We start from the raw sequence: 22,113 nt of genomic DNA on the forward strand, positions 1-22,113 counted from the left end.
TAGTAAGAGAGGTGCACCTGTTGTTACAAGGTCTTATAGAAGCTTTTTCCAAGGAACCCGATTTTCAGTCTGTCACCCGTGGTATCGCTGCAGGGATGAAGGAACAGCTCATCTCCGGCTTATCCGGATCGGCCAGACAAATGATGCTGGCTGCCCTGCATGAAGAGACGCAGCGTCCGCTGCTGGTAGTAACCCATAATATGTTCTCGGCCCAGAAGATGGCCGAGGATTTGCAGGAAGCGCTTTCTCCGGAACAGGTGCTGCTCTATCCGGCCAATGAGCTGGTGGCTGCTGAAGCCGCCGTCTCCAGTCCCGAGACTCTCGCCCAGCGGATTGATGTATTGACACGCTGTGCCAAGGGCTTCCGGGGAATTGTGGTTGTTCCATACTCCGGCGTCCGCAGGCTGCTCCCTGCCCCCCATGTCATGGCCGAAGCCCAGCTCACGGTATCGCAGGACGGTACGCTTGCCCTGGATGACTTCCTCATGTCCATGATTGAGATGGGCTATGAGCGGGTGGAGCGTGTAGAGAACAGCGGCGAGCTCAGTGTGCGCGGCGGTATTATTGATTTCTATCCTATGACCTCTCCACTGGCTTACCGGGTGGAGCTGTTTGATGATGAGGTAGACTCCATCCGTACCTTCGATCCTATGGATCAGCGCTCTATTGATAAGGTCCGCAGTGTGAAGATTACACCGGCTAAGGAGATTATCGCCGATCAGCTCCGTCAGGATGCGGCTTCTACCGCTGCGTCAGCGATGCTGGAGCGGCAATTAGAGAAAATGAGCGATCGCCAGGCCAAGCTTCGCCTGCGGGAGGAAATGGGCCGGGAGCTGGAAATGCTCCGTCAGGGCACGTATTTCCCGGAAATCTATAAATATATCAGTCTGCTCTACCCTGAGCGGTCTTATCTGTATGATTATATGGCAGAGGATACTTTGCTGGTTCTAGATGAGCCGGCAAGACTTCTGGAAACCGCCAAGCAATTGGAGCGGGATGAGTCAGAATGGAATCTGCATTTGCTGCAGAATGGCAAAACACTGCCCGAACTCCACCTCTCTGTCGAGAGCGATGTCATTATGTACCAGCGTCCGTTCCAGACCTTGTTTATGTCGATTTTTCTGCGCCAGGTTCCGCATATTCAGCCGCAGAATATTCTGGGCTTCATCAGCCGGGGCATGCAGGATTTCCACGGCCAGATGAATGTGCTGAAATCCGAAATGGAGCGCTGGCACAAGTCCGGCGTGAAGGTGATTATGCTCGCGAACGGCGAGGAACGGATGGAACGTATCCGCCGGGTGCTGGATGACTACGGTATTGAAGAGCCGACGATCCTTCAGGGCAACTTGGGCTCCGGCTTCGAGCTTCCTTCGATTCATCTGGCGGTCATCACTGAAGGTGAGATGTTCTCGCAGAAGCAGCGCAAGGCGCGGAAGGTCTCCAAGGGCATTGATAATGCCGAACGGATTAAGAGCTATACAGAGCTGAAGATTGGCGATTATGTGGTTCACCAGAATCACGGGATCGGCAAGTACATGGGCATCGGAACGCTTGAGGTCAGCGGCATTCACCGCGACTACATGCATATCCTCTATGCGGGTGGCGACAAGCTCTCCGTTCCGATTGAACAGATTGACCTGATCCAGAAGTATGTCGGCTCGGAAGATAAGGAGCCGAAGGTATACAAGCTGGGCGGCAATGAATGGACACGGGTGACCAGCAAGGTACGAAGCTCTGTGCAGGATATCGCCGATGACCTGATCAAGCTGTATGCTGAACGCCAGAGCGCACTTGGCTATGGCTTCGAAAAGGATACGCAGGAGCAGCGTGAATTCGAAGAGATGTTCCCGTATGAGGAGACCCGCGACCAGCTGCGGGCGATTGAAGAGATTAAGAAGGACATGGAGCAGAACCGTCCGATGGACCGGCTGCTCTGCGGGGATGTCGGATATGGCAAGACGGAGGTGGCCATCCGGGCCGCTTTCAAATCAGCGATTGAGGGCAAGCAGGTGGCGGTACTCGTGCCGACGACCATTCTGGCGCAGCAGCACTACGAGACCTTCCGCGAGCGCTTCGCCAATTATCCGCTGAATATCCAGGTTCTGAGCCGTTTCCGCAGCCGCAAGGAGCAGAATGAGACGATTAAGGGAGTACGGCAGGGTACGGTGGATGTGGTCATCGGTACACACCGGCTGCTGTCGCAGGACCTGGTGTTCAAGGACCTCGGCCTCCTGATTGTTGATGAAGAGCAGCGGTTCGGCGTGACCCATAAGGAGAAGCTGAAGAAGCTGAAGACCAATGTCGATGTATTGACTCTGACGGCAACACCGATTCCCCGCACCTTGCATATGTCGATGCTCGGAGTGCGTGACTTGTCGGTTATTGAGACTCCACCGGAGAACCGCTTTCCCGTACAGACGTATGTCGTTGAGCACAGCCAGACGCTTACCCGGGAAGCGGTCGAGCGCGAGCTTGCCAGGGGCGGGCAGGTCTACTATCTATACAACCGCGTGCAGGGCATTCAGGAAATGGCTGCGCAGATCTCCATGCTGGTGCCGGAGGCAAGAGTGGGGATCGGCCATGGACAGATGTCGGAGTCAGAGCTTGAGAAGACAATTCTCGACTTCCTGGACGGAGAATATGATGTGCTGGTCAGCACGAGTATTATAGAGACTGGTGTCGATATTCCTAACGTTAACACGCTTATTGTGCATGATGCCGACAAAATGGGGCTGTCCCAGCTGTATCAGCTGCGCGGACGCGTAGGCCGTTCTAACCGGATTGCCTATGCCTACTTCACCTACCAGCGGGATAAAGTACTGACCGAGGTAGCAGAGAAGCGTCTGCAATCCATTAAGGAATTCACAGAGCTCGGGTCGGGCTTCAAAATTGCCATGCGCGATCTCTCCATCCGCGGAGCAGGCAATCTGCTCGGGGCAGAGCAGCACGGCTTCATTGCTTCTGTCGGCTTCGATCTGTATTCGCAGATGCTGGCGGAAGAAATCCGCAAACGCAAGGTAAGTGTGCTTGGCGAGGAGGATACTTCGCTGAAGCAGGGGAATACGGTCATTGATTTGTCGATTGACGCGTATCTCCCGTCCGAGTATATTTACGACAGTATCCAGAAAATTGAAATTTACAAAAAAGTCGCTGCTGTGGCTTCCTTCGAGGATGCGTCAGAGCTTGAGGATGAGCTGCTGGACCGGTTCGGCGAATTGCCGGAGTCGGTTATCAATCTGCTCTCTGTGGCCCGGCTGAAGGTATACGGCAAGCTGTACGGTATGGAGTCGATGGTCCGGCGCGGGGATGAAGCTCTGCTTAATTTCCATGAGGGCAGTATCGGGGCCCTGGATACGGCCAAGCTCGCCAAAGTTGGAAATGGCTTTGAAAGGCGTGTACAATTTGATAAGGATGCTAAAGCAACGATCCGTATCAAAGTGAAGGATTTAGGTGACAAGGAGCTGCTGGATGTGCTGGAACAATTCCTGTCGGCAGCCAAACAGTCTTTAAAATCGAAGGGAGAATTACACAATGTCGTTAAATAAAAAAACCTGGAAGGTGCTGCTGGTCTCGCTGGCTGCGGCTGTATCCTTCTCCATGCTTGCCGGCTGCGGCAATAAAGATAGCGAAAAGGCAGTGGCAACTTATAAGGGCGGTACGATTACCGAGAAGGAATTCAATCTGGACACGCGCGTGATGAAGTTCCTGTCTCCCGAGCAGGCGCAGTATCTGGAGATCGATATGTTCAAGGAGTCGATCCTGAAGCAGGAGGTTGCCTTTGAACACCTGGCCGGACAAGCCTCGGAAGAAGCAAAGAAAGCAGCCGAGAAAGAAGTCGATACTCAGATTGATACGATCAAGGGCCAACTGGGCGACAAGTACAAAAGCACGCTGAAGGATCAGGATCTAAGCGAGTCTGACCTGCGGACGTATATGCAGCGCGTACTCACCGTTTATCAGGACATGCTGCTGAAGGTAACGGACGAGCAGGTGAAATCGCAGTATGAAGCCACCAAGGCTGACTATACAGTAGCTACACTGCGTCATGTGCTGGTTGGCCTGACTGATAGTGCCGGTAAGGAGCGTACCGATGCCGATGCGCTGAAGCGCGCCCAGGAAGCGAAAGCGAAGCTGGAAGGCGGAGCGGATTTTGCTGCGGTGGCGAAGGAATATTCGGATGATCCCGGCTCCAAGGATACCGGCGGGGAATATAAGGACAAGCCTCTGGCGAATTATGTTGCAGAGTTCAAGGCTGCCGCCCAGACCCTGCCGCTGAATAAGATCAGTGATCCGATCAAGACCAGCTTCGGGTATCATGTAATGAAGGTTGAAGCCCGTAAGGATACAACGTTCGACACGCTGACTGCCGAGCAGCTTAAGGCTGTTAAGAACTCTGCGGCTTCTGCAAGCCTGGAGACCTTCCTCGAGAAGAATCTGGACAGCCTGGAGATTAAGATTAATCTGCCGAAAAGCTCAGCCGCACCTGCTGAATCAGGAGCAACAGCTACACCGGCTCCGGGCGCTGACACCCCAGCCGCCACAGAAGTGCCAGCTGCTACCGAAGCAGCCAAATAGGTCAAATTGGACAAGCCGCCTGATGCGCCAAGCATCAAGGCGGCTTGTTTGTCGTAGTGGGGCAATCCAGCCCCTGCCCTGCCGGGTATAGAAATCAGAATTTGTGTTTATAACTGGAAGGAAACCGGTCAGGTGTTCTTATTTTTGCATGAACTATTTTATGCGGCCCGGGGATGTATAAGGAACTGGGAAGAGATGAATACTATGGTCAGATATTACGATAAATCACTGGGATTAACCATTCCCATATTGGACAGTAGTTGGACCATACTTCTTAAGAAAGCGGGGCAACATGTGAAATGAAAGCTACTGGTATTGTAAGACGTATTGATGACCTCGGACGAGTGGTTATCCCCAAAGAGATTAGACGTACCTTGCGGATTCGCGAGGGGGACCCCCTGGAAATTTTTGTTGACCGTGACGGCGAGGTTATATTGAAGAAATATTCACCGATCGGTGAATTGGGCGATTTCGCCAAGGAATACGCAGAATCGCTGTATGAAGGAACAGGGCATATTACCATGATTACGGACCGGGACAGCTTCATCGCGCTCGCCGGCGGCTCCAAGAAGGATTATCTGGAGAAACAGGTGGGTGTGCTGCTGGAGAAGGTAATGGAGAGCCGTAAGACGGTGCTTGAGACTAACGGAGGCAGCTATGACATCAGCAAGGACCACACGGAACTGTTATCCAGCTATGTGGCAGCACCTATTATCTCAGGCGGAGACCCTATCGGCTGCGTAGTGCTGCTGAATAAGGATGATTCGGTAAAAATGGCCCAGATGGAAGTAAAAATGGCGGAGACAGCCGCAGCTTTCCTGGGTAAACAAATGGAGCAGTAGCATACATGCGTAAGAGAGCCCCGCTTTTCCTTTGGTTACGATAACCATGGGGAATGGCGGGTTTTTGCCGTCATTTACACTTCCATGCCCGGATAAGTTATAATATAGAAATTCGTTCTATGAAGATTCACATTCTATATTATGGCAGTTATAGCTGTAGAAGCAGGTAGATCATGACATCAAACAAGCAAGGCTCGAAGCTGCTGCAAGGCGCCTTCATTCTTAGCGCAGCGGCTATATTCTCCAAACTGATCGGTACGCTGCAAAAGATACCGCTGCAGAATCTCGGCGGCGACGCCGCGTTTGGCATCTACAATACGGTCTATCCGCTGTATACCATCCTGGTCACTGTAGCAATGCTGGGACTGCCTGCGGCCATCTCCCGGTTCGTGGCCGAGGCTTCGGCGGCGCAGGATGAGCAGAAGGGGCGGCGCGTGCTGCTGCTGTCCGCTTGTATTACGGCTGTCAGCGGCCTGGTGCTCGGGGTCCTGGTCTACACCGGAGCGCCGCTCATTGCGGTATGGGTGGGCAGCTCCCACATTATCCCGGCTCTGCGAAGCAGCGCTTGGGGACTGGCGGTAGTGCCGCTGATGGCGGCTCTGCGCGGATATTTCCAGGGCCTGCACAATATGATGCCGACAGCAGTGTCGCAGGTGGTGGAGCAGTCGGTACGCGTGGCAGTTATGATCTCGCTCCTGTTATATCTTAGTGCTGCCGGTGCGGACGCGGCAGGCATTGCCGCCGGTGCGCTGCTTGGCCCTGCCGGAGGCGGGCTGGCAGGCCTTGCAGTGATGCTGCTGTATTGGCGCAGTCACCGCCATCGCAGCGGGCAGCGGGACCTGTTACTCCAGGCCCCGCTGCTTAAGAGCAGAGAAGGCTTGGCTGCAGCCCGCCCTGAACAGGGTGTACCCGCCCGTCAGCTGCTGGCCTACGGACTGCCGGTGATGCTGGGTGCGCTGGCCGTTCCGTTAATCGGGCTGGTCGATGTCTTCACGGTTCCCCGCCTGCTGGCAGGAAGCGGGAGCAGCGGGACAGCGGCGATGGCCCAGTTCGGCATCTATAACCGCGGGCTGCCGCTCGTGCAGATCGTAACGATGCTGGCGACCTCGCTCTCGGTCGTATTCATTCCGGCGCTGGCCGAAGCGAAATACCAGCGGGATGAGGCCCTCATCCGCTCGCGCATCACGCTGTCGCTGCGCTGGTTCTGGCTCCTGGGGCTGGCCGCGTCCGTAGGCCTGGCCGTTCTGGCAGAGCCGGTGAACACGGCTCTGTACGGTGACGCTGCCGGCAGCAGCACGATGACCTGGCTGGCCTTCACCGCCGCCGGCGGCACGGTCAGCATCATCTCCGCTGCGCTGCTGCAGGGCCTTGGCGCCGTGCGTGCGCCGGCGCTGACCCTCCTGGCCGCCGCTGCGCTGAAGGCGGCCCTTAACCTGCTGCTGGTGCCGCAGCAGGGCATTACCGGTGCGGCCATCGCCGGCGTGGCCGCACATCTCTTCGCAGCAGCGCTGAACGTGCTGCTGCTCTACCGGCAGGGCTATCTGCGGCTTCGCTTCGCAGATGCCCTGCTGAAGCCCGCGGCGCTGCTCGCGGGCCTCGGGCTGGCCGCCGCAGCCGTGAGCCTCGGCGCAGGCAGGGCGGCAGACGCCGCCGGCTTCGGCGGCGGGCGGACCGCGGCCCTGGCGCAGAGCCTGCTCGGCGTGCTTGCAGGCTGCGCCGTCTTCGCCATCGGCGCAGTAGCGCTGCGGCTGCTCAGTGAGAGCGAGCTGCGCCAGCTTCCGGGCTTCGGCCCCCGGCTGGCGGACAAGCTGAAGAAGCTGCGCCTGTTCCCTTAAGGCGCTTATTCATAGTACATAGCGCAGCCGCCTGTTACAGCAGGAAGCGGCTGCCTGGAAGGAGTTGACCAGAATGGCTGCAACACTAACTGTCGTCGGCCTGGGCTCCGGTAATCCGGACCGGCTGACCCTGGGCATCATCAAAAAGCTGCAAGCGGCCTCCGCCGTATACGTGCGGACCGCCGAGCATCCTGTCATGGCTGCTCTGGCTGAGCTTGAGATTTCCTCGGAGTCCTTCGACGGACTGTATGAATCGTTATCTTCCTTCCCTGAGGTCTACGAAGCCATTACGGCAACGCTCATTGAGAAGGCAGCGGCAGCTCCGCAAGGCACGGAGATCGTCTACGCCGTACCCGGGCATCCGATGGTTGCCGAATCCGCCGTTTCTCTGCTGCGCCAGCGCTGCCCGGAGGCAGGCATCGAGCTGAATATTCTCGGCGGCGAGAGCTTCCTCGACGAAGCGTTCGTCCGTCTGGGCTTTGATCCGATCGAAGGCTTTCAGCTCCTGGATGCTTCCGGCATCCGCAGCTCCCAGCTCCACCCTGAGCTGCATACCCTGATCGGACAGGTCTATGACAGCTTCACCGCTTCTGAAACCAAGCTCTGCCTGATGGAGCTGTATCCGCCGGAATATGAGGTGGTTGTTGGACATGCGCTTGGTGTAGAGGGGGAAGAGCAGATTCTCCGTGTACCTCTGTACGAGCTGGACCGGCTGGAGGGCTACGGCAATCTTTCGCTGGTGTATGTTCCGATCAACCATGCCGAGGATGCACGGGTACGCACGTTTGCCCGTCTGCATGAGATTGTCGATATTTTGCGGAGCCCGGAGGGCTGTCCCTGGGACCGGGAGCAGACGCATGAGTCTCTGCGTAAGAACCTGATCGAAGAGACCTATGAGGTGCTCGAAACGATTGACGAGGATGATCCGGACCATATGAAGGAAGAACTGGGCGACCTGCTGCTTCAGATTATGCTTCATTCCCAGATGGAAGAAGAGCTGGGTACATTCAGTGTCTACGATGTTATTGAGGGACTCAATGAGAAGCTGCTGTTCCGCCATCCGCATGTATTCGGTGATCATGTTGCCGGCAATGCCGAGGAGGCGCTGCAGAACTGGGAAGGGATGAAGGCCGAGGAGAAGCGGCGCAAAGGCGTGAAGCCTGAAGCCCTGTCCGCACTCAGCGGGGTTCCGAAGGATCTGCCGGCCCTGATGAAGGCTTACAAGCTGCAGAAAAAAGCATCCAAGGTGGGATTCGACTGGGATAACACCGGCGATGTCCTGGCGAAGATCCGCGAGGAGGTCGATGAGCTTCAGGAAGCGATTGAGACGGGACAGTCTGCCGAGGAGCAGATGCTGGAGCTGGGTGATCTGCTGTTCGCGGCCACGAATATCGCCCGTTTCATCGGAGCGGACCCTGAAGAAGCACTGACCCGTACCAACCGCAAGTTTGTCGCCCGGTTCCAGTATATTGAGCAGCGTCTGCGGGATAAGGGCATCCGGGTGGAGGACAGCCATCTGGAAGAGATGGAGACTCTATGGCAGGAAGCCAAGGCGGAAGAGCGGAAGCAGTAGATTCTATAATTATAGCTTTTGCGGTATATACCAACGGTTTCGCGGCAATGCTGTGATTACGGCGCGAATCTCTGATTTGAAATGCAAAGAGAGGTTTATAATGTTATAGTGCTATAAGCCCCCATAACCTACGCAAGATGTTACTTTTTCAAAAAAAACGGCGGATCGTGGCAGGAATTGAGGGCGGAATCAAGAATATCATAAAGACGAAATGACGATTTGCGGTTATTTTTCCGGCAAACCTGATTTTCATTTATTTTTTTGTATCCTAGGAGGAACTTCAAATTATGAACAAGACAGATCTGGTAAACAACATTTCCGAGAAAAGCGGATTGGCCAAAAAAGACGTAGAAGCCGTACTCAACGGAGTTCTGAGCGAAATTACAGAAGCTCTCGCAGGCGGAGACAAAGTCCAACTGATTGGCTTCGGTACCTTTGAAACACGCAAACGTTCCGGCCGCACCGGCCGTAACCCGCAATCGGGCACACCTATTGAAATCCCTGAATCCACTGTACCGGCCTTCAAGGCGGGCAACAAGCTCAAAGAAGCCGTTAACTAAATGCGTCTGGACAAGTTCCTGAAGGTTTCCCGACTGATCAAGCGCCGTACCGTGGCCAAGGATGTGTCCGAACAGGGCCGGGTATTGATCAATGGCCGGGAATCCAAACCAAGCAGCACCGTGAAGATCGGTGACGAGATTACAGTGCAGTTCGGTCAAAAGCTTGTAACGGTCAAAGTCGAAAAGCTGGTGGAAACCACCCGCAAGGACGAGGCCGCCGGGATGTACACACTGCTCCGCGAGGAACCGGTTGCCAAAAGCACGGGACTCGACTGGTAAGCAGATCATTGAACCGCAGGATAGAAGAGGTATTCCATTAAGCCGTGATCCGGCTGACTGGGATACCTCTTCTTGCATATTCCTGTTCTATACCCTGTCCCTCCTTCATAGATTAGAACCAAGAAGGAGGGGTACATGCTATGATCGAGCCAGCCAAAGTCAACAAACAGCATGATCTGCACATGCGCAGCCGCAAGCAGATTGAGCTTACCGGTGTGCAGAATGTGGAGAGCTTTGACAGTGAGGAGTTTCTGCTGCGTACAGAACTCGGCCATCTTACCATTCGGGGAACTCATTTACATATCAAGAATTTAAGTCTGGAGAATGGAATTCTGTCGCTTGAAGGCAATGTTCATTCCCTGATTTATCTGGACCCCGGTACGCAAGGCAAAAATAAAGGGATTCTCCGCAAGCTGTTTAAATGAATCCTTCCGTACAATGGATCACCCTATTCTATATGATACTGGCTGGCACAGCCATGGGACTGGCCTATGACAGCTACCGGGTGCTGTCGCTGAAGCTGAGATTCCCCCGTTGGCTGAATGCGCTGCTCGATCTGCTGTATTGGATAGGGTCGGCCCTGCTCGTCTTCCGCATGCTTTATGCCGGAAATCAGGGGCAATTGAGGTTTTATGTCATTCTCGGACTTTTTCTAGGTGTATGGATCTATTTTTTGATCTTCAGTATTACGGTGCAGCGATTTGTGGTAATGTTAATTCAGTCAGTTCAGTATATGTGCAGGCTGCTAGGGCGGTTTATTATAATAGTCATTGGAGGTCCGATTCTCTGGCTGTGGCGCCTTATCAAGGGAACGCTGCTGCTGCTTGGCCGGATTCTTCTGTATATTTTTAAGCTGCTGCTGCGTCTAACCAAGCCAATCTGGGTACTTCCTGTAAGGTGGGTCTCTCCGCATCTGTCCAGGTTCTATCATAGCGCCCGGATCGCGAGGATCACCGAATGGATATCAGGGTGGCGGAAACGCGAACCTTGAACTGGGAACTGGGGGTAAGCTGAATGAACAGATTCTCTGCGGAAGAGAAGAATAGTAACCACAATGCTTCGGCCGCAGGCGCGAAGAGAAGAAAGTTTATCTGGATACTTGTTATGGCCGTATTCTTCGGCTGGGCGGGGTTCACTTTCTTTGCCCAGAGCGCAGCTATTGCCGACAAGAGCGAACAGCTCGCCCGCAAGACTGAGAGCAACGAGAGTGTAACGGCTTCACTCAACCAACTGAGATATGAAGTCTCGCGTTTGAATGATGATGAGTATATCGGACAATTAGCGCGTAAATGGTACAATATGTATCCAGCAGGCGAATTACCTATCCGTACAGAGCAATCCGGGCAATAAAAGCAAGCGAAAAGAGGCTTACGCTCTGTTGCCTTGGTAAGTTCTTTACTGTATAATCAAATCACCGCAGACAGGATGGACATCATATTCGTCTGTATATTTTTAAGGGAGGATCATTTTATTCTATGGCAATTGAAGTGGGCACCAAGTTAGAGGGCAAGGTGACAGGCATCACGCATTTCGGAGCATTTGTGGATCTGTCAGGAGGTGTCACAGGTCTCGTTCACATCTCGGAGATCGCCGATAACTACGTCAAGGATGTCAACGATCATTTGAAGATTGCGGATGTAGTAACCGTTAAGGTGATCAATGTTGACAAGGACGGCAAGATCGGACTTTCCATTAAGCAAGCCGTTGATAAGCCGGCATCGGAAGTACGTCCCCCCAGAGCTCCAAGACCTGAACGTCCAAGCGGTGGAGACCGTTTCGGCGGTGGTGGCGGCAGTGGCGGAGGCGGCGGTGGATTCAATCGTGAACGGGGTGGGCGTCCATTCAAGCCTGCAGCCGGTAAACCTTCATTCGAGGATAAAATGTCACGCTTCCTGAAAGACAGCGAAGAACGGATATCTTCGATCAAGAAGAACACAGAAGGAAAGCGCGGCGGCCGTGGAGCCAAGCGCGTATAATCTGAGTTTTGCACATCATAAATAACCGCTGGGGCTAAATGCCCTTGCGGTTTTTTTGTACAAATATAAGAACTTATATGTTTGTTTTTGAAGTCTATCCGCTTGCGCCGTCTACGGTGGCAGGCTGTTTTTGTCGGCTGCTAACAAATTGCCGACAGCATCCAAGCCATTCTCACATAACTCTAGGGCAATCGCTGACGAATGTCCGCAGGGGCAGTGCCGGCAACCGGCAGCGTCACCGCTCCCGTCCCCGGCTGATCTTGTACCCCGCAAGGGATAAGAAGACTTTTCCACAGAATGTCGGGACAGGCTTTTTTGTCGGAATATTTTTACAGTTTGCTCTCCGTTTCTGACAAACTTTCTTAGAACCCCCGCTATATAATGAGAACCATAAATTCTAAACGGGTGGTGCAGGGGAATGAGTAAAAGCAATGTGGTGAATTTGCCGGAGTGGACAAGAGCTGGAAGCAAAGACAAGATTCAGAAAGAAGCTTGGGGCACGCGTCTGAAGGCGTGGGGGTCGAAGCAGCCGGCTGTCCAGTTGCTTGTGGTCAAGAAGTGGGCGCTGCTCCTGAGTATAATGGGCTTTTTGCTGGGACGGGCCATGATATTGGACGAGCTTACACCATTTGCTGCTGCTTATTTCGCCGTCATTGTATTTATGCGCCGGGACACCATGCTGCCTGTGGCTGCGGCCATTCTGCTCGGAAGTCTCTTCACACCGTTTCCGGGTGCCATCGTGGTTGCTGCGGAGCTGATCATTTTTTATCTGATCTATAAAGGGCTGGAGAGCTTCCAGCGGGTGGATCTATCCTATGCCCCGCTTATGGTGTTCGTAGCTTCTTTTATGGTGGGACTGTTCCAGGTCGTAATCGGACCTTCAATCACCTGGTATCCATTGATGATGGCATTGATTGATGCCTTACTCGGGTTTGTACTGACGCTTGTATTCCTGCAGGCGATTCCGTTATTCACTTATAAGCAAAAGAGCAGGGTGCTCCGCAATGAGGAGGTACTCTGTCTGATCATCCTGCTGGCATCTGTAATGACCGGGCTCGTAGGCTGGACCATCAACGGATTCTCCCTGGAGCATATCTTATCGCGGTTCCTGATTCTGCTCTTCGCCCTGGCCGGGGGAGCGCCGCTTGGGGCAGCGGTTGGTGTAGTGACGGGCCTGATTCTCAGTCTGGCCGATATAGGAGCCATTTATCAAATGAGCCTCCTGGCCTTCTCCGGGATGCTGGCAGGCATGATGCAGTCCGGACGCAAAGGGGCGGTCTCCATCGGAATGCTGCTGGGTTCAACGATACTGTCTGTCTATTTCATGGGACCGGGCGATGTCATGAACTCCACCTGGGAGACCTGCGCAGCCGTGATGTTGTTTCTTCTAACACCTAAGGGTATTATTACTGCCATTGCCAAATATGTACCGGGGACAGCAGATCACAGCCGTTCCCAACATGAATATGCCCGAAGGGTGCGGGATATTACAGCAGACCGGGTGACCCAGTTCTCGCAGGTATTCCAGCAGCTCTCCAGCAGCTTCGGACAGATTCCCCGTGCCGGGGAGGCGGGGAAAAGTGACCGCGAGATGGAGGATTTCATGAATACGGTAACAGAAGGAGCCTGCTCCGGCTGCATCCGGCGTACCCATTGCTGGGATGCCAAGTTCTATCAGACCTACAGGTATATGACCGACATGATGACTACGGTGGAGGAGTGCCCGGACATTACCGCTGCCCAGCTCCCGCCGGAATGGAGCAGGATCTGCGGCAGAACGGGGGAGGTTCTTGATGTAATGAAGGGCCAATATGAGCTCTACCAGCATGATATGCGCTGGAAGCGGCAAATATACGACAGCCGCCAATTTGTCGCTGAGCAGCTCTCCGGTGTCTCGCAGGTCATGGAGGATCTGGCGAAGGAGATCAAGCGGGAAGGGCAGGCGATGTACCGCCAGGAGAGCCAGATCCGGGAAGCACTGGAGAAGCTGGGCTTATCCATTCACACCATTGAGATTCTGAGCCTTGATCCCGGCCGGGTAGAGATTGAAGTGGTACATGCCTATACCCGGGGCTTCGACGAGTGCCGCAAAATGATCGCTCCGCTGCTCTCCGATATTCTGGAAGAGAACATCGCGGTTGTGAGTGAGACGGCCGTCCATCCCCGCGAGGGCTTGTCGATGGTGACGTTTGGTTCGGCCAAGGCCTATGAGATTAATACCGGCGTAGCCGCGGCGGGGATGGGAGGCGACATGCTGTCAGGGGACAGCTTCAGCACGATGGAGCTGGGCAATGGTACCTTTGCCGTATCCATCAGTGATGGAATGGGCAATGGGGAGCGGGCCCGGATGGAGAGCAGCGCTGCATTATCCATGCTGGAGAAGCTGCTGCAATCGGGCATGGATGAGAAGCTGGCGGTGAAATCCGTGAATTCGATTCTGCTGCTGCGCTCCCCGGATGAATTCTACGCTACAGTGGACATGGCGCTGATCGACCAGTATTCGGCGCAGACGATCTTCATGAAGATTGCCTCTGCACCGAGCTTCATCCGGCGGGGCAGCGAAGTGATTCCCGTGACGGCCAGCAATCTGCCGATTGGAATCATCAAAGATATCGAGGTAGATCTGGTCACCATACAGCTGCGCCCCGGCGATATTCTCATTATGATGACCGATGGTATTTATGATGCGCCGGGATATGCCGTTAATAAGGAGATATGGATGAAACGCCTGATCCAGGAGCTGGAGGGTGATGATCCGCAGGATATGGCGGACAGCCTGCTTGAGAAGGTGATCAGCTACCAGGGGAATGAGATCCATGATGATATGACCATCGTCGTCAGCCGCGTGGATCATTATCACCCGGAATGGTCCAGCCTGCATATCTCCGGCGTGGGCCGGATGGAACGCCCGCGTACGGTTAGCTAACGTAGCTGGGATATGCTTACCGGGCAGCACTTGAGTCTAATTCTGATTAAGCTGGAAATGTTGTACGAAATGCAGCCTGCCCGCCTCCGTTTCAACCGGCGCAGGCTCAGCGGTAAGAGGTTAGATTTGAATTTCATAGTAAAAGAAACGGAACGGAGAGAGATTTTGGAGCCGTAGAAGTGTTAGCGTTCGCCTTTGTCTTCCGATTTCAACCGCAACTGCGGTCTCAAATCAGGAAATTGGAAGACAACAGCGATCGGAAGTCCACAATTCTTGCAGAGACTCATTTTTACGATATCTTTCAGATCTATTTTTAAAGCGTTAGGCGGCGTTTGAAATCTCTCAACCTTGGATATGCTAGTAACTAGATACAAGGCAAAGGGAGGAACGGTCATGAAGCAAATTCTGCTCATAACGGACGGTTGTTCAAATGTGGGGGAAAGTCCGGTGCTGGCGGCAGCGCATGCCCGCCAGGAGGGCATCACTGTTAATGTCGTTGGGGTTGTGGATTACGGGACCATCGGTGAGCTGGGAAGCCGGGAGATTGCCGACATTGCAAGGTCGGGGGGCGGGATCAGCCGGATCGTGGGAACACCGCAGCTGGCACAGACTATTCAGATGATGACACGCAAGACTGTCGTTCAGACCATTCAGCAGGCGGTTAATAAAGAGGTACAGAAAATTCTCGGCGAGAGCTCGCTGGCAGAGCTGCCGCCGCAGCAGCGTTCACAGGTGGTAACGGTCGTGGATGAGCTGACCGAGACCTCGCCGCTGCGCATAGCGTTATTAATTGACGCAAGCGCCAGCATGAAGCCGAAGCTGGGCGCGGTGGAGGGTGCCATCCGTGATCTGGCGCTCAGCCTGGAGGCAAGGGAAGGGCGCAGCGAGATCGCCGTATTCCATTTTCCCGGACGCTCCAGCAGTGAGGATGCCATGCTGGATATGGACTGGACACGGAATGTATCCGAGGTCCGCTCCCTCTTCTCCAGACTGAAGATGCGGGGGGCTACTCCGACCGGACCGGCTATTTTCAAGGTGCTGGAACATTATCGTTGTGATAGACTGGAGGAATATCGCGGGGATCTTCCAGGCGAAGAGGACAAGGCACAAGAAGGGATGATTGGTGGGTATGTCGTCTAATCCACCCTATCCGGCAGGCACTGTGATCACCGGCAAATGGCGGGGGAACCGTTATGTCGTGGAACGGGTGCTGGGGAAAGGGGCAAACGGAACCGTATATCTGGTACAGCGGGAAGGCCGGCGGGAGCGGTATGCCCTCAAGATCGGATACGATACGCTTGAGCTGCAATCAGAGATTAACGTGCTGACCTCCCTGCAGTCCAGCCGTAAGCGCAATGAGCACCGCGCCCGCAAAGAATCGCCGTTGTCTTCTTACCTGCTGGAATCGGACGACTTCAAGGATCGGGAGCATACTCCTTTTTATGTGATGCGTTATGTAGAAGGAAGACCGCTGCACCATTTCCTGTCCAGGAACGGTCCGTCCTGGCTGGGGCTGGTCGGGATGAAGCTTCTGGAGAAGCTGCAGATCCTGCATGAGTGCGGCTTCGTATTCGGCGATCTGAAGCCGGAGAATGTAATGGTATCCAGCTACGGGGAAGCGGAGCTGATTGATTACGGCGGGGCAAGCCCCATCGGGCGCAGTGTGAAGCAGTTCACCGAATGGCATGACCGCGGGTTCTGGAATGCCGGCAGCCGGACAGGCGATCAGAACTATGATCTGTTTGCTTTTGCCGTCCTGTGCCTGCGGCTGCTTAATGAAGAAGGGTTGAAGGCCGCCGCCCAGCAGCTGCCGCAGACCAGAAGCATAGAGGAGCTGCTGAAGCTGGCCAGAGAGCTGCCGGACAAGAAGCTGTCTTCTTGGCTGTGCCTAGCGCTCAAAGGCGGGTTCCCCGGTACTGCGCAGGCTGCGGAGATTTGGAGAAGCCATATCTACAGGGGGCGGAAGTCGGTAAAAGAGACCATGGCAACCCCGCGCTGGCTCAAAAATGCCTTTGCGCTGTCTTTATTTCTGCTGGCCTTTACATTATACTGGGTATTCCGTTTCTGATATTGTACATAATCACCAAGATGCTGATATTCACAAGCAGGCCGTGCTAGGGATGGCAGGAAAGGAAGCCGCATATGGAGCACATGAAAGAACTGGTGGAATCCGTACTGGAGGCTGCGGCCGAATATGAGCTGTGGCAGCCCCATGACACCATTGTAGTCGCAGTTTCCGGAGGGCCGGACTCTGTGGCTCTTTTGCGTATTCTGCATGAGATATCCCTGACCCGGATGCCGCTGTCGCTGATCTGCGCCCATGTCAATCATGGCTTCAGAGCAGAATCGGCAGAAGAAGCGGAGCTGGTCAGGGGCCTGGCGGCAAGCTTGGGAATCCCCTTCGAGCTGGCCGAATTCGATATTCCGTCCATCCTCAAGGAGAGCGGGCTTGGCCCGGAAGGGACAGCACGGGAGAAGCGCTACGGGTTCCTGATCGAAACCGCACATCGTTACAAGGCACGTTCTGTGGCGCTGGCCCATCATGCAGACGATCAGGCCGAGACGGTGCTTATGCGGCTGCTGCGGGGGAGCGGACCATCGGGCCTTGCGGGAATGCGCTGGAAACGGACTGAAAAAAAGGTGGAACTCATCCGCCCCTTCCTGCGTATTAACAAAACAGCTCTTGTCGGCCTATGCCAGAATGAAGGATTTGCTTATGCGGAGGACGCGACCAACCTTCTGACGAAATATAAGCGGAATGCCATCAGGCTGGAAGTGCTGCCTATGCTGGAACAGCATAATCCGAGAGTGAAGCAATCGCTTCTGCAGCTGGCTGAAATTGCTTCGGCGGAAGATGAATATATGGAGGCGAATGCGGCAAAATGCTTTGATGAGCTGGTTTTCACCGAGCATGGAAAATACACCTTGAAGAGAGCTGCCTTTGCGGCCATACCCTCCGCTTTACAACGGCGTTTGATTAAACTAATATTAAATTATCTGTCGGCGGATTCATCATCCATGGATTTTCCCAAGATTGAAGCGGTGCGCCGGGGAACGCTGCAGGAATACCCTACCGTATGGACTTTGGACCTGGGTAGCGGTTACGTCTGCGTGCGGCAATACGATACTATTTTGTTCTCGTCCAAGCCCTTGATTCGGCAGGTGAGTTATACATACCGGCTGTCTTTGACTGAGCCCCGTATTAAGCTTGGGGAGATAGGAAAAGTTATGACGATGAGGATGCTTGCGAGAGAAGTCTTTTCTGCACAGGAGGAGGATTCCGGGAAAAGCTCTGCCTGGTTTGACGGCGACGCTCTTGTTCTGCCGCTGACCATTCGTTCCCGATTGCCTGGAGATACCATAAGGGTTATGGGATTAAACGGAAGCAAAAAGGTAAAAGATATTTACATTGATGATAAAATACCTTCTTCCGAACGCTCTGCAATTCCCCTCGTTTGTGATGGTTCGGGCAATATCATCTGGATTCCGGGCGTAAGACGCTCGATGCATGCCGCAGTTGGGCGGCACACGGCCACTGTTCTGCTCCTGACCCTGGAGGATTTGAAGCAGGGTGAAGAATCGTAATGGCCGAAGTAAGTCTTTCATAGTATATCTTAGGAGGTTCGCAAGTTGCAGAATGATATTCAGGAAATCTTGATCAGCGAAGAAGAGATTCAACAAAGAATCAGGGAGCTTGGCGCCCAGCTGAGCAAGGAATATGCAGGCCGCACACCTTTAGTGATCTGTGTACTCAAAGGTGCGTTTATCTTTATGGCGGATCTGGTTAAAGTGATTACAGTACCCGTTGAAATGGATTTCATGGCGGTATCCAGCTACGGCGGTACAACCAAATCATCCGGCGTAGTCAAAATCATCAAGGACCTGGACACATCGGTTGAAGGCCGTGATGTTCTGATTGTCGAGGATATTATCGACAGTGGCCTTACACTCAGCTATCTGATTGAGATGCTGCAGGGGCGGAATGCCGCTTCTGTCAACGTAGTCACTCTGTTCGACAAGCCTTCAGGCCGCGCAGTCAATCTTGAAGCCGAATACACCGGCTTTGTGATTCCTGATGCATTCCTCGTAGGCTATGGACTGGACTATGCCGAGCTGTACCGGAACCTACCTTATGTCGGTGTACTGAAGCCTGAGATTTATACCAAATGAATGAATCGACAGCCTTAGATCCACGGATCACTTTTCTGGATTTCCTGACAATTTGAGGAGTCCGGTCAGGCTATGGTACAATAACTTGAGCGTTGCGAGAGGAGGTAGGGGATGAATCGGTTCATCCGTAATTCTGGTTTTTATTTGATTTTATTTTTAGTCGTGGTGGGTATAGTCCAATTTGTAAGCAATGGCAATGAATCCGCCGATTTCCCTAGATATGACGAGTTACGGCAGGAGATCAAGGACAACAATGTGAAGAGCATGACGGTTCAGTTTGAGGGGAATGCATTTCTGGTTACAGGCGAATATAGAGAGCTGCCACCCGAGACTAAATCGAAGAATTTCTCCACTTATGTTCCTCCTACAGACGCGGCCCTCGATGAACTTATAAAAGCCAGCGAGGACAACGGCGTCGAACTATCGCAGAAGAAGATGGAAGGCGACAGCATCTGGCTGACATTCCTGTCTTCCATGATTCCACTGGTTATTATGTTCATCCTGTTCTTCTTCCTGTTCAATAATGCCCAGGGCGGCGGCGGCAAGGTTATGAACTTCGGCAAGAGCAAGGCCCGGCTATATAATGAAGAGAAGAAGAAGATCAGCTTCGAGGATGTTGCAGGAGCTGACGAAGAGAAGCAAGAGCTGGTGGAGGTCGTTGAATTCCTCAAGGACCCGCGTAAATTCGCAGCTGTTGGTGCACGTATTCCTAAAGGGGTACTCCTTGTGGGCCCTCCGGGAACAGGTAAAACCTTGCTCGCCCGTGCAGTTGCAGGTGAGGCAGGTGTTCCATTCTTCAGCATCTCCGGTTCTGACTTCGTGGAAATGTTCGTCGGTGTCGGCGCATCCCGCGTACGTGACCTGTTTGAGAATGCGAAGAAGAATGCACCTTGTATCATCTTTATCGACGAAATCGATGCTGTCGGACGTCAGCGCGGCGCAGGACTTGGCGGCGGACATGACGAACGTGAACAGACGCTTAACCAATTGCTCGTTGAAATGGACGGCTTTGGCGGCAACGAAGGTATTATCATTGTCGCGGCTACCAACCGCGCAGACATATTAGACCCGGCGTTACTCCGTCCAGGCCGTTTCGACCGTCAGATTACGGTTGACCGTCCGGATGTGAAGGGCCGTGAAGCTGTACTGAAGGTTCACTCCCGCAACAAACCGCTGACCAAGGATGTTAGGCTTGACGTTATCGCCAAGCGTACCACCGGCTTCACCGGTGCGGATCTGGAGAACCTGCTGAACGAAGCAGCGCTGCTTGCTGCACGCCGTAACCGCAAGGACATTACGATGCGTGAAGTCGATGAAGCGATTGACCGTGTCATCGTCGGTACAGAGAAGCGCAGCCGCGTAATCAGCGACCGCGAGAAGCGTATTGTCGCTTACCACGAAGCAGGTCATACCATTGCCGGCTACTTCCTGGAACATGCCGATATGGTGCATAAGGTTACTATTATCCCGCGCGGCCGCGCCGGCGGATATGTCATTATGCTTCCTAAGGAAGACCGTATGATCGTTACCAAGCAGGAACTTCTGGATAAGGTTACCGGATTGCTTGGCGGACGTGTTGCTGAAGAACTGTTCATTGGCGAAATCGGCACGGGTGCATATAGTGACTTCCAGCAGGCTACGCGTATTGTACGTGCGATGATTATGGAATATGGAATGAGCGATAAGCTTGGACCCTTGCAGTTCGGTGCAACCCAAGGACAGGTCTTCCTGGGCCGTGATATCGGACATGAACAGAACTACAGTGATTCCATCGCTTACGAGATTGACCAGGAAATGCAGAACCTTATCCGCAGCAGCTATGAACGCTGCAGAGAGCTGCTGACCAAATATTCCAAAGAAATGCACTTAATCGCGAACACCCTGCTTGAGAAGGAGACGCTGGAGCTTGATCAGATCAGAGAATTGATTGAGCAGGGCTACCTGAGCGAGGATGGCAAGACGGAGGATGGCGAAGCTGTAGCGCATGAAGCAGGCGAGCCTGTAATCGACTCCATCGGTGATGTGCGTGTGCGGATTCAAGGCAAGACAGATGAGGAATCCCCATTAGATCTGTCGAAGGATATTCCGAATAAGCCGGAGCCTGAAGAAGGTAACGGACCGGATGACGGGAATAAGGGCGGCGGAAGCCTGACTTAGGCCTTGTAACAGGATACGTTGTAATGTAGTCCGGAGAACCATTGGTTCTCCGGACTTTTCTTTTCTGCTATGCGGGGTGCAGGGGGCATGGCATGAGAATTTCACCCGTCCGGTTACATTGACAGGGGGTGGAACGTTGTGTACATTAGTGAATAAATATTAAATAATATCATTTAATAGGATGCTGAATATAAGGATGATTCATAAAGTGCAACATATAGATCCTTATATTTGAACATAAGGGGGAGAATGACCGTGGAAGCTCTGGCGCTTGAGCGCAAACAGGAACAGAATCGTGAACTTCGTGTGCGCCTTGAACAGCTCAAAAAAGAACGGAATGCAATTATTCTGGCTCATTATTATCAGCGTGATGAAATTCAGGAAGTGGCGGATTTCCGGGGGGACTCTTTTTTGCTGGCCCAAAAGGCTGCGGAGACAGAGGCCGATGTGATCGTATTCTGTGGCGTTCATTTCATGGGGGAAAGTGCCAAGATTCTTGCGCCGAACAAGACGGTTCTTATTCCCGATGAACGCGCCGGTTGTCCGATGGCGGACATGGTTAATGTGGATGGCCTGCGCAAGCTAAAGGCTCAGCATCCGAATGCCAAAGTAGTTACTTATATCAATTCTTCGGCAGAGATCAAGGCGGAGACTGATATTTGCTGCACCTCGGCCAATGCGGTTAAAGTGATCGAATCCCTCGATGCAGAAGAAATCATCTGGGTACCCGATAAGAATCTGGGCCAATATGTTCAGGACCAGACCGGCAAGAAGATGATTATCTGGGAAGGGTATTGTAATACTCATGACATGCTCACCGTCAAGGATGTTATGGAGATGAAGGCCAAGTATCCGGAAGCGGAATTTGTAGTTCATCCGGAGTGCCGCCCGGAAGTGGTGGCCATGGGTGATTATGTAGGCAGCACAACCTCGATTCTAGAATATTGCCGGAAATCGGACCGCCGGCAGTTTATTGTGGGCACAGAGGATGGAACCGGGTACCAGCTCCGTTTGGACAGTCCGGATAAAGAATTTCATTTTGCCACCAAGTTCCTGGTTTGCCCTAATATGAAAGTGAATAATCTGAAGAAGCTGGTAAAATGCCTGGAGACGATGAAGCCGCAGATCTATGTACCGCCTGCAGTCGCCGACAAAGCCAGAACATCCCTAGAGCGCATGCTACAAGTCCGGTAGCATGCGCTACTCTTTCGTTGAAACAG

The 22,113-nt window shown here is 53.5% G+C and carries 18 protein-coding genes; all 18 read left to right on the top strand.

Annotation, left to right across the window (positions count from 1 at the left end; all coding sequences use genetic code 11):
• The first annotated feature begins 20 nt into the window (after positions 1-20).
• Positions 21-3,545: a transcription-repair coupling factor gene (gene mfd / locus HQN87_RS30115; RefSeq protein WP_173140703.1), complete on the top strand. Its 3,525-nt coding sequence runs from the start codon at positions 21-23 to the stop codon at positions 3,543-3,545.
• Entirely contained in the window at positions 3,532-4,575 is a 1,044-nt protein-coding gene (locus HQN87_RS30120; protein WP_173140705.1) for a peptidylprolyl isomerase, read from the top strand. Before mfd ends, HQN87_RS30120 begins: the two co-directional genes overlap by 14 nt.
• A gap of 299 nt (positions 4,576-4,874) precedes the next feature.
• Positions 4,875-5,417, top strand: a complete 543-nt coding sequence (gene spoVT, locus HQN87_RS30125) for a stage V sporulation protein T (protein ID WP_173140707.1) — start codon at positions 4,875-4,877, stop codon at positions 5,415-5,417.
• Between the two features lie 173 nt (positions 5,418-5,590).
• A complete protein-coding gene (locus tag HQN87_RS30130) occupies positions 5,591-7,252 on the top strand; it encodes a putative polysaccharide biosynthesis protein (protein WP_173140709.1) in 1,662 nt (553 codons plus the stop codon).
• Positions 7,253-7,325: 73 nt separating this feature from the next.
• On the top strand, positions 7,326-8,825 hold the full coding sequence (yabN, locus tag HQN87_RS30135) for a bifunctional methyltransferase/pyrophosphohydrolase YabN (RefSeq protein ID WP_173140711.1): 1,500 nt from the start codon (positions 7,326-7,328) through the stop codon (positions 8,823-8,825).
• Positions 8,826-9,112: 287 nt separating this feature from the next.
• A complete protein-coding gene (locus HQN87_RS30140) occupies positions 9,113-9,385 on the top strand; it encodes an HU family DNA-binding protein (RefSeq protein ID WP_173140713.1) in 273 nt (90 codons plus the stop codon).
• Positions 9,386-9,664 (top strand): RNA-binding S4 domain-containing protein, encoded by a 279-nt coding sequence (locus HQN87_RS30145; protein WP_036723951.1) that lies wholly within the window; start codon positions 9,386-9,388, stop codon positions 9,662-9,664.
• A 140-nt stretch (positions 9,665-9,804) separates the two neighbouring features.
• Positions 9,805-10,089, top strand: coding sequence for a sporulation protein YabP (yabP, locus tag HQN87_RS30150; RefSeq protein WP_173140715.1), 285 nt, complete (start codon positions 9,805-9,807; stop codon positions 10,087-10,089).
• Positions 10,086-10,655 carry a spore cortex biosynthesis protein YabQ gene (gene yabQ, locus HQN87_RS30155; RefSeq protein WP_173140717.1) on the top strand — a complete coding sequence of 190 codons (570 nt, stop codon included), beginning with the start codon at positions 10,086-10,088 and terminating at the stop codon, positions 10,653-10,655. The genes yabP and yabQ overlap by 4 nt, the downstream gene beginning before the upstream one ends.
• Before the next feature lie 23 nt (positions 10,656-10,678).
• A complete protein-coding gene (locus HQN87_RS30160; protein WP_173140720.1) occupies positions 10,679-11,014 on the top strand; it encodes an FtsB family cell division protein in 336 nt (111 codons plus the stop codon).
• A 125-nt stretch (positions 11,015-11,139) separates the two neighbouring features.
• Entirely contained in the window at positions 11,140-11,640 is a 501-nt protein-coding gene (locus tag HQN87_RS30165) for a S1 domain-containing RNA-binding protein (protein WP_036696437.1), read from the top strand.
• Positions 11,641-12,058: 418 nt separating this feature from the next.
• On the top strand, positions 12,059-14,566 hold the full coding sequence (gene spoIIE, locus HQN87_RS30170) for a stage II sporulation protein E (protein WP_173140722.1): 2,508 nt from the start codon (positions 12,059-12,061) through the stop codon (positions 14,564-14,566).
• Positions 14,567-14,959: 393 nt separating this feature from the next.
• A complete protein-coding gene (locus HQN87_RS30175; protein ID WP_173140724.1) occupies positions 14,960-15,706 on the top strand; it encodes a vWA domain-containing protein in 747 nt (248 codons plus the stop codon).
• Positions 15,696-16,634: a serine/threonine protein kinase gene (locus HQN87_RS30180; protein ID WP_216857508.1), complete on the top strand. Its 939-nt coding sequence runs from the start codon at positions 15,696-15,698 to the stop codon at positions 16,632-16,634. Before HQN87_RS30175 ends, HQN87_RS30180 begins: the two co-directional genes overlap by 11 nt.
• 74 nt (positions 16,635-16,708) lie before the next feature.
• A complete protein-coding gene (gene tilS, locus HQN87_RS30185; RefSeq protein ID WP_173140728.1) occupies positions 16,709-18,151 on the top strand; it encodes a tRNA lysidine(34) synthetase TilS in 1,443 nt (480 codons plus the stop codon).
• A gap of 45 nt (positions 18,152-18,196) precedes the next feature.
• A complete protein-coding gene (hpt, locus tag HQN87_RS30190; protein WP_173140730.1) occupies positions 18,197-18,736 on the top strand; it encodes a hypoxanthine phosphoribosyltransferase in 540 nt (179 codons plus the stop codon).
• Positions 18,737-18,847: 111 nt separating this feature from the next.
• Positions 18,848-20,893 (top strand): ATP-dependent zinc metalloprotease FtsH, encoded by a 2,046-nt coding sequence (ftsH, locus tag HQN87_RS30195; RefSeq protein ID WP_173140732.1) that lies wholly within the window; start codon positions 18,848-18,850, stop codon positions 20,891-20,893.
• Positions 20,894-21,148: 255 nt separating this feature from the next.
• A complete protein-coding gene (nadA, locus tag HQN87_RS30200; RefSeq protein ID WP_173140770.1) occupies positions 21,149-22,087 on the top strand; it encodes a quinolinate synthase NadA in 939 nt (312 codons plus the stop codon).
• Positions 22,088-22,113: the final 26 nt, after the last annotated feature.

The sequence above is a fragment of the Paenibacillus tritici genome (assembly GCF_013204885.1).
Classification (GTDB): domain Bacteria; phylum Bacillota; class Bacilli; order Paenibacillales; family Paenibacillaceae; genus Paenibacillus_AQ; species Paenibacillus_AQ tritici.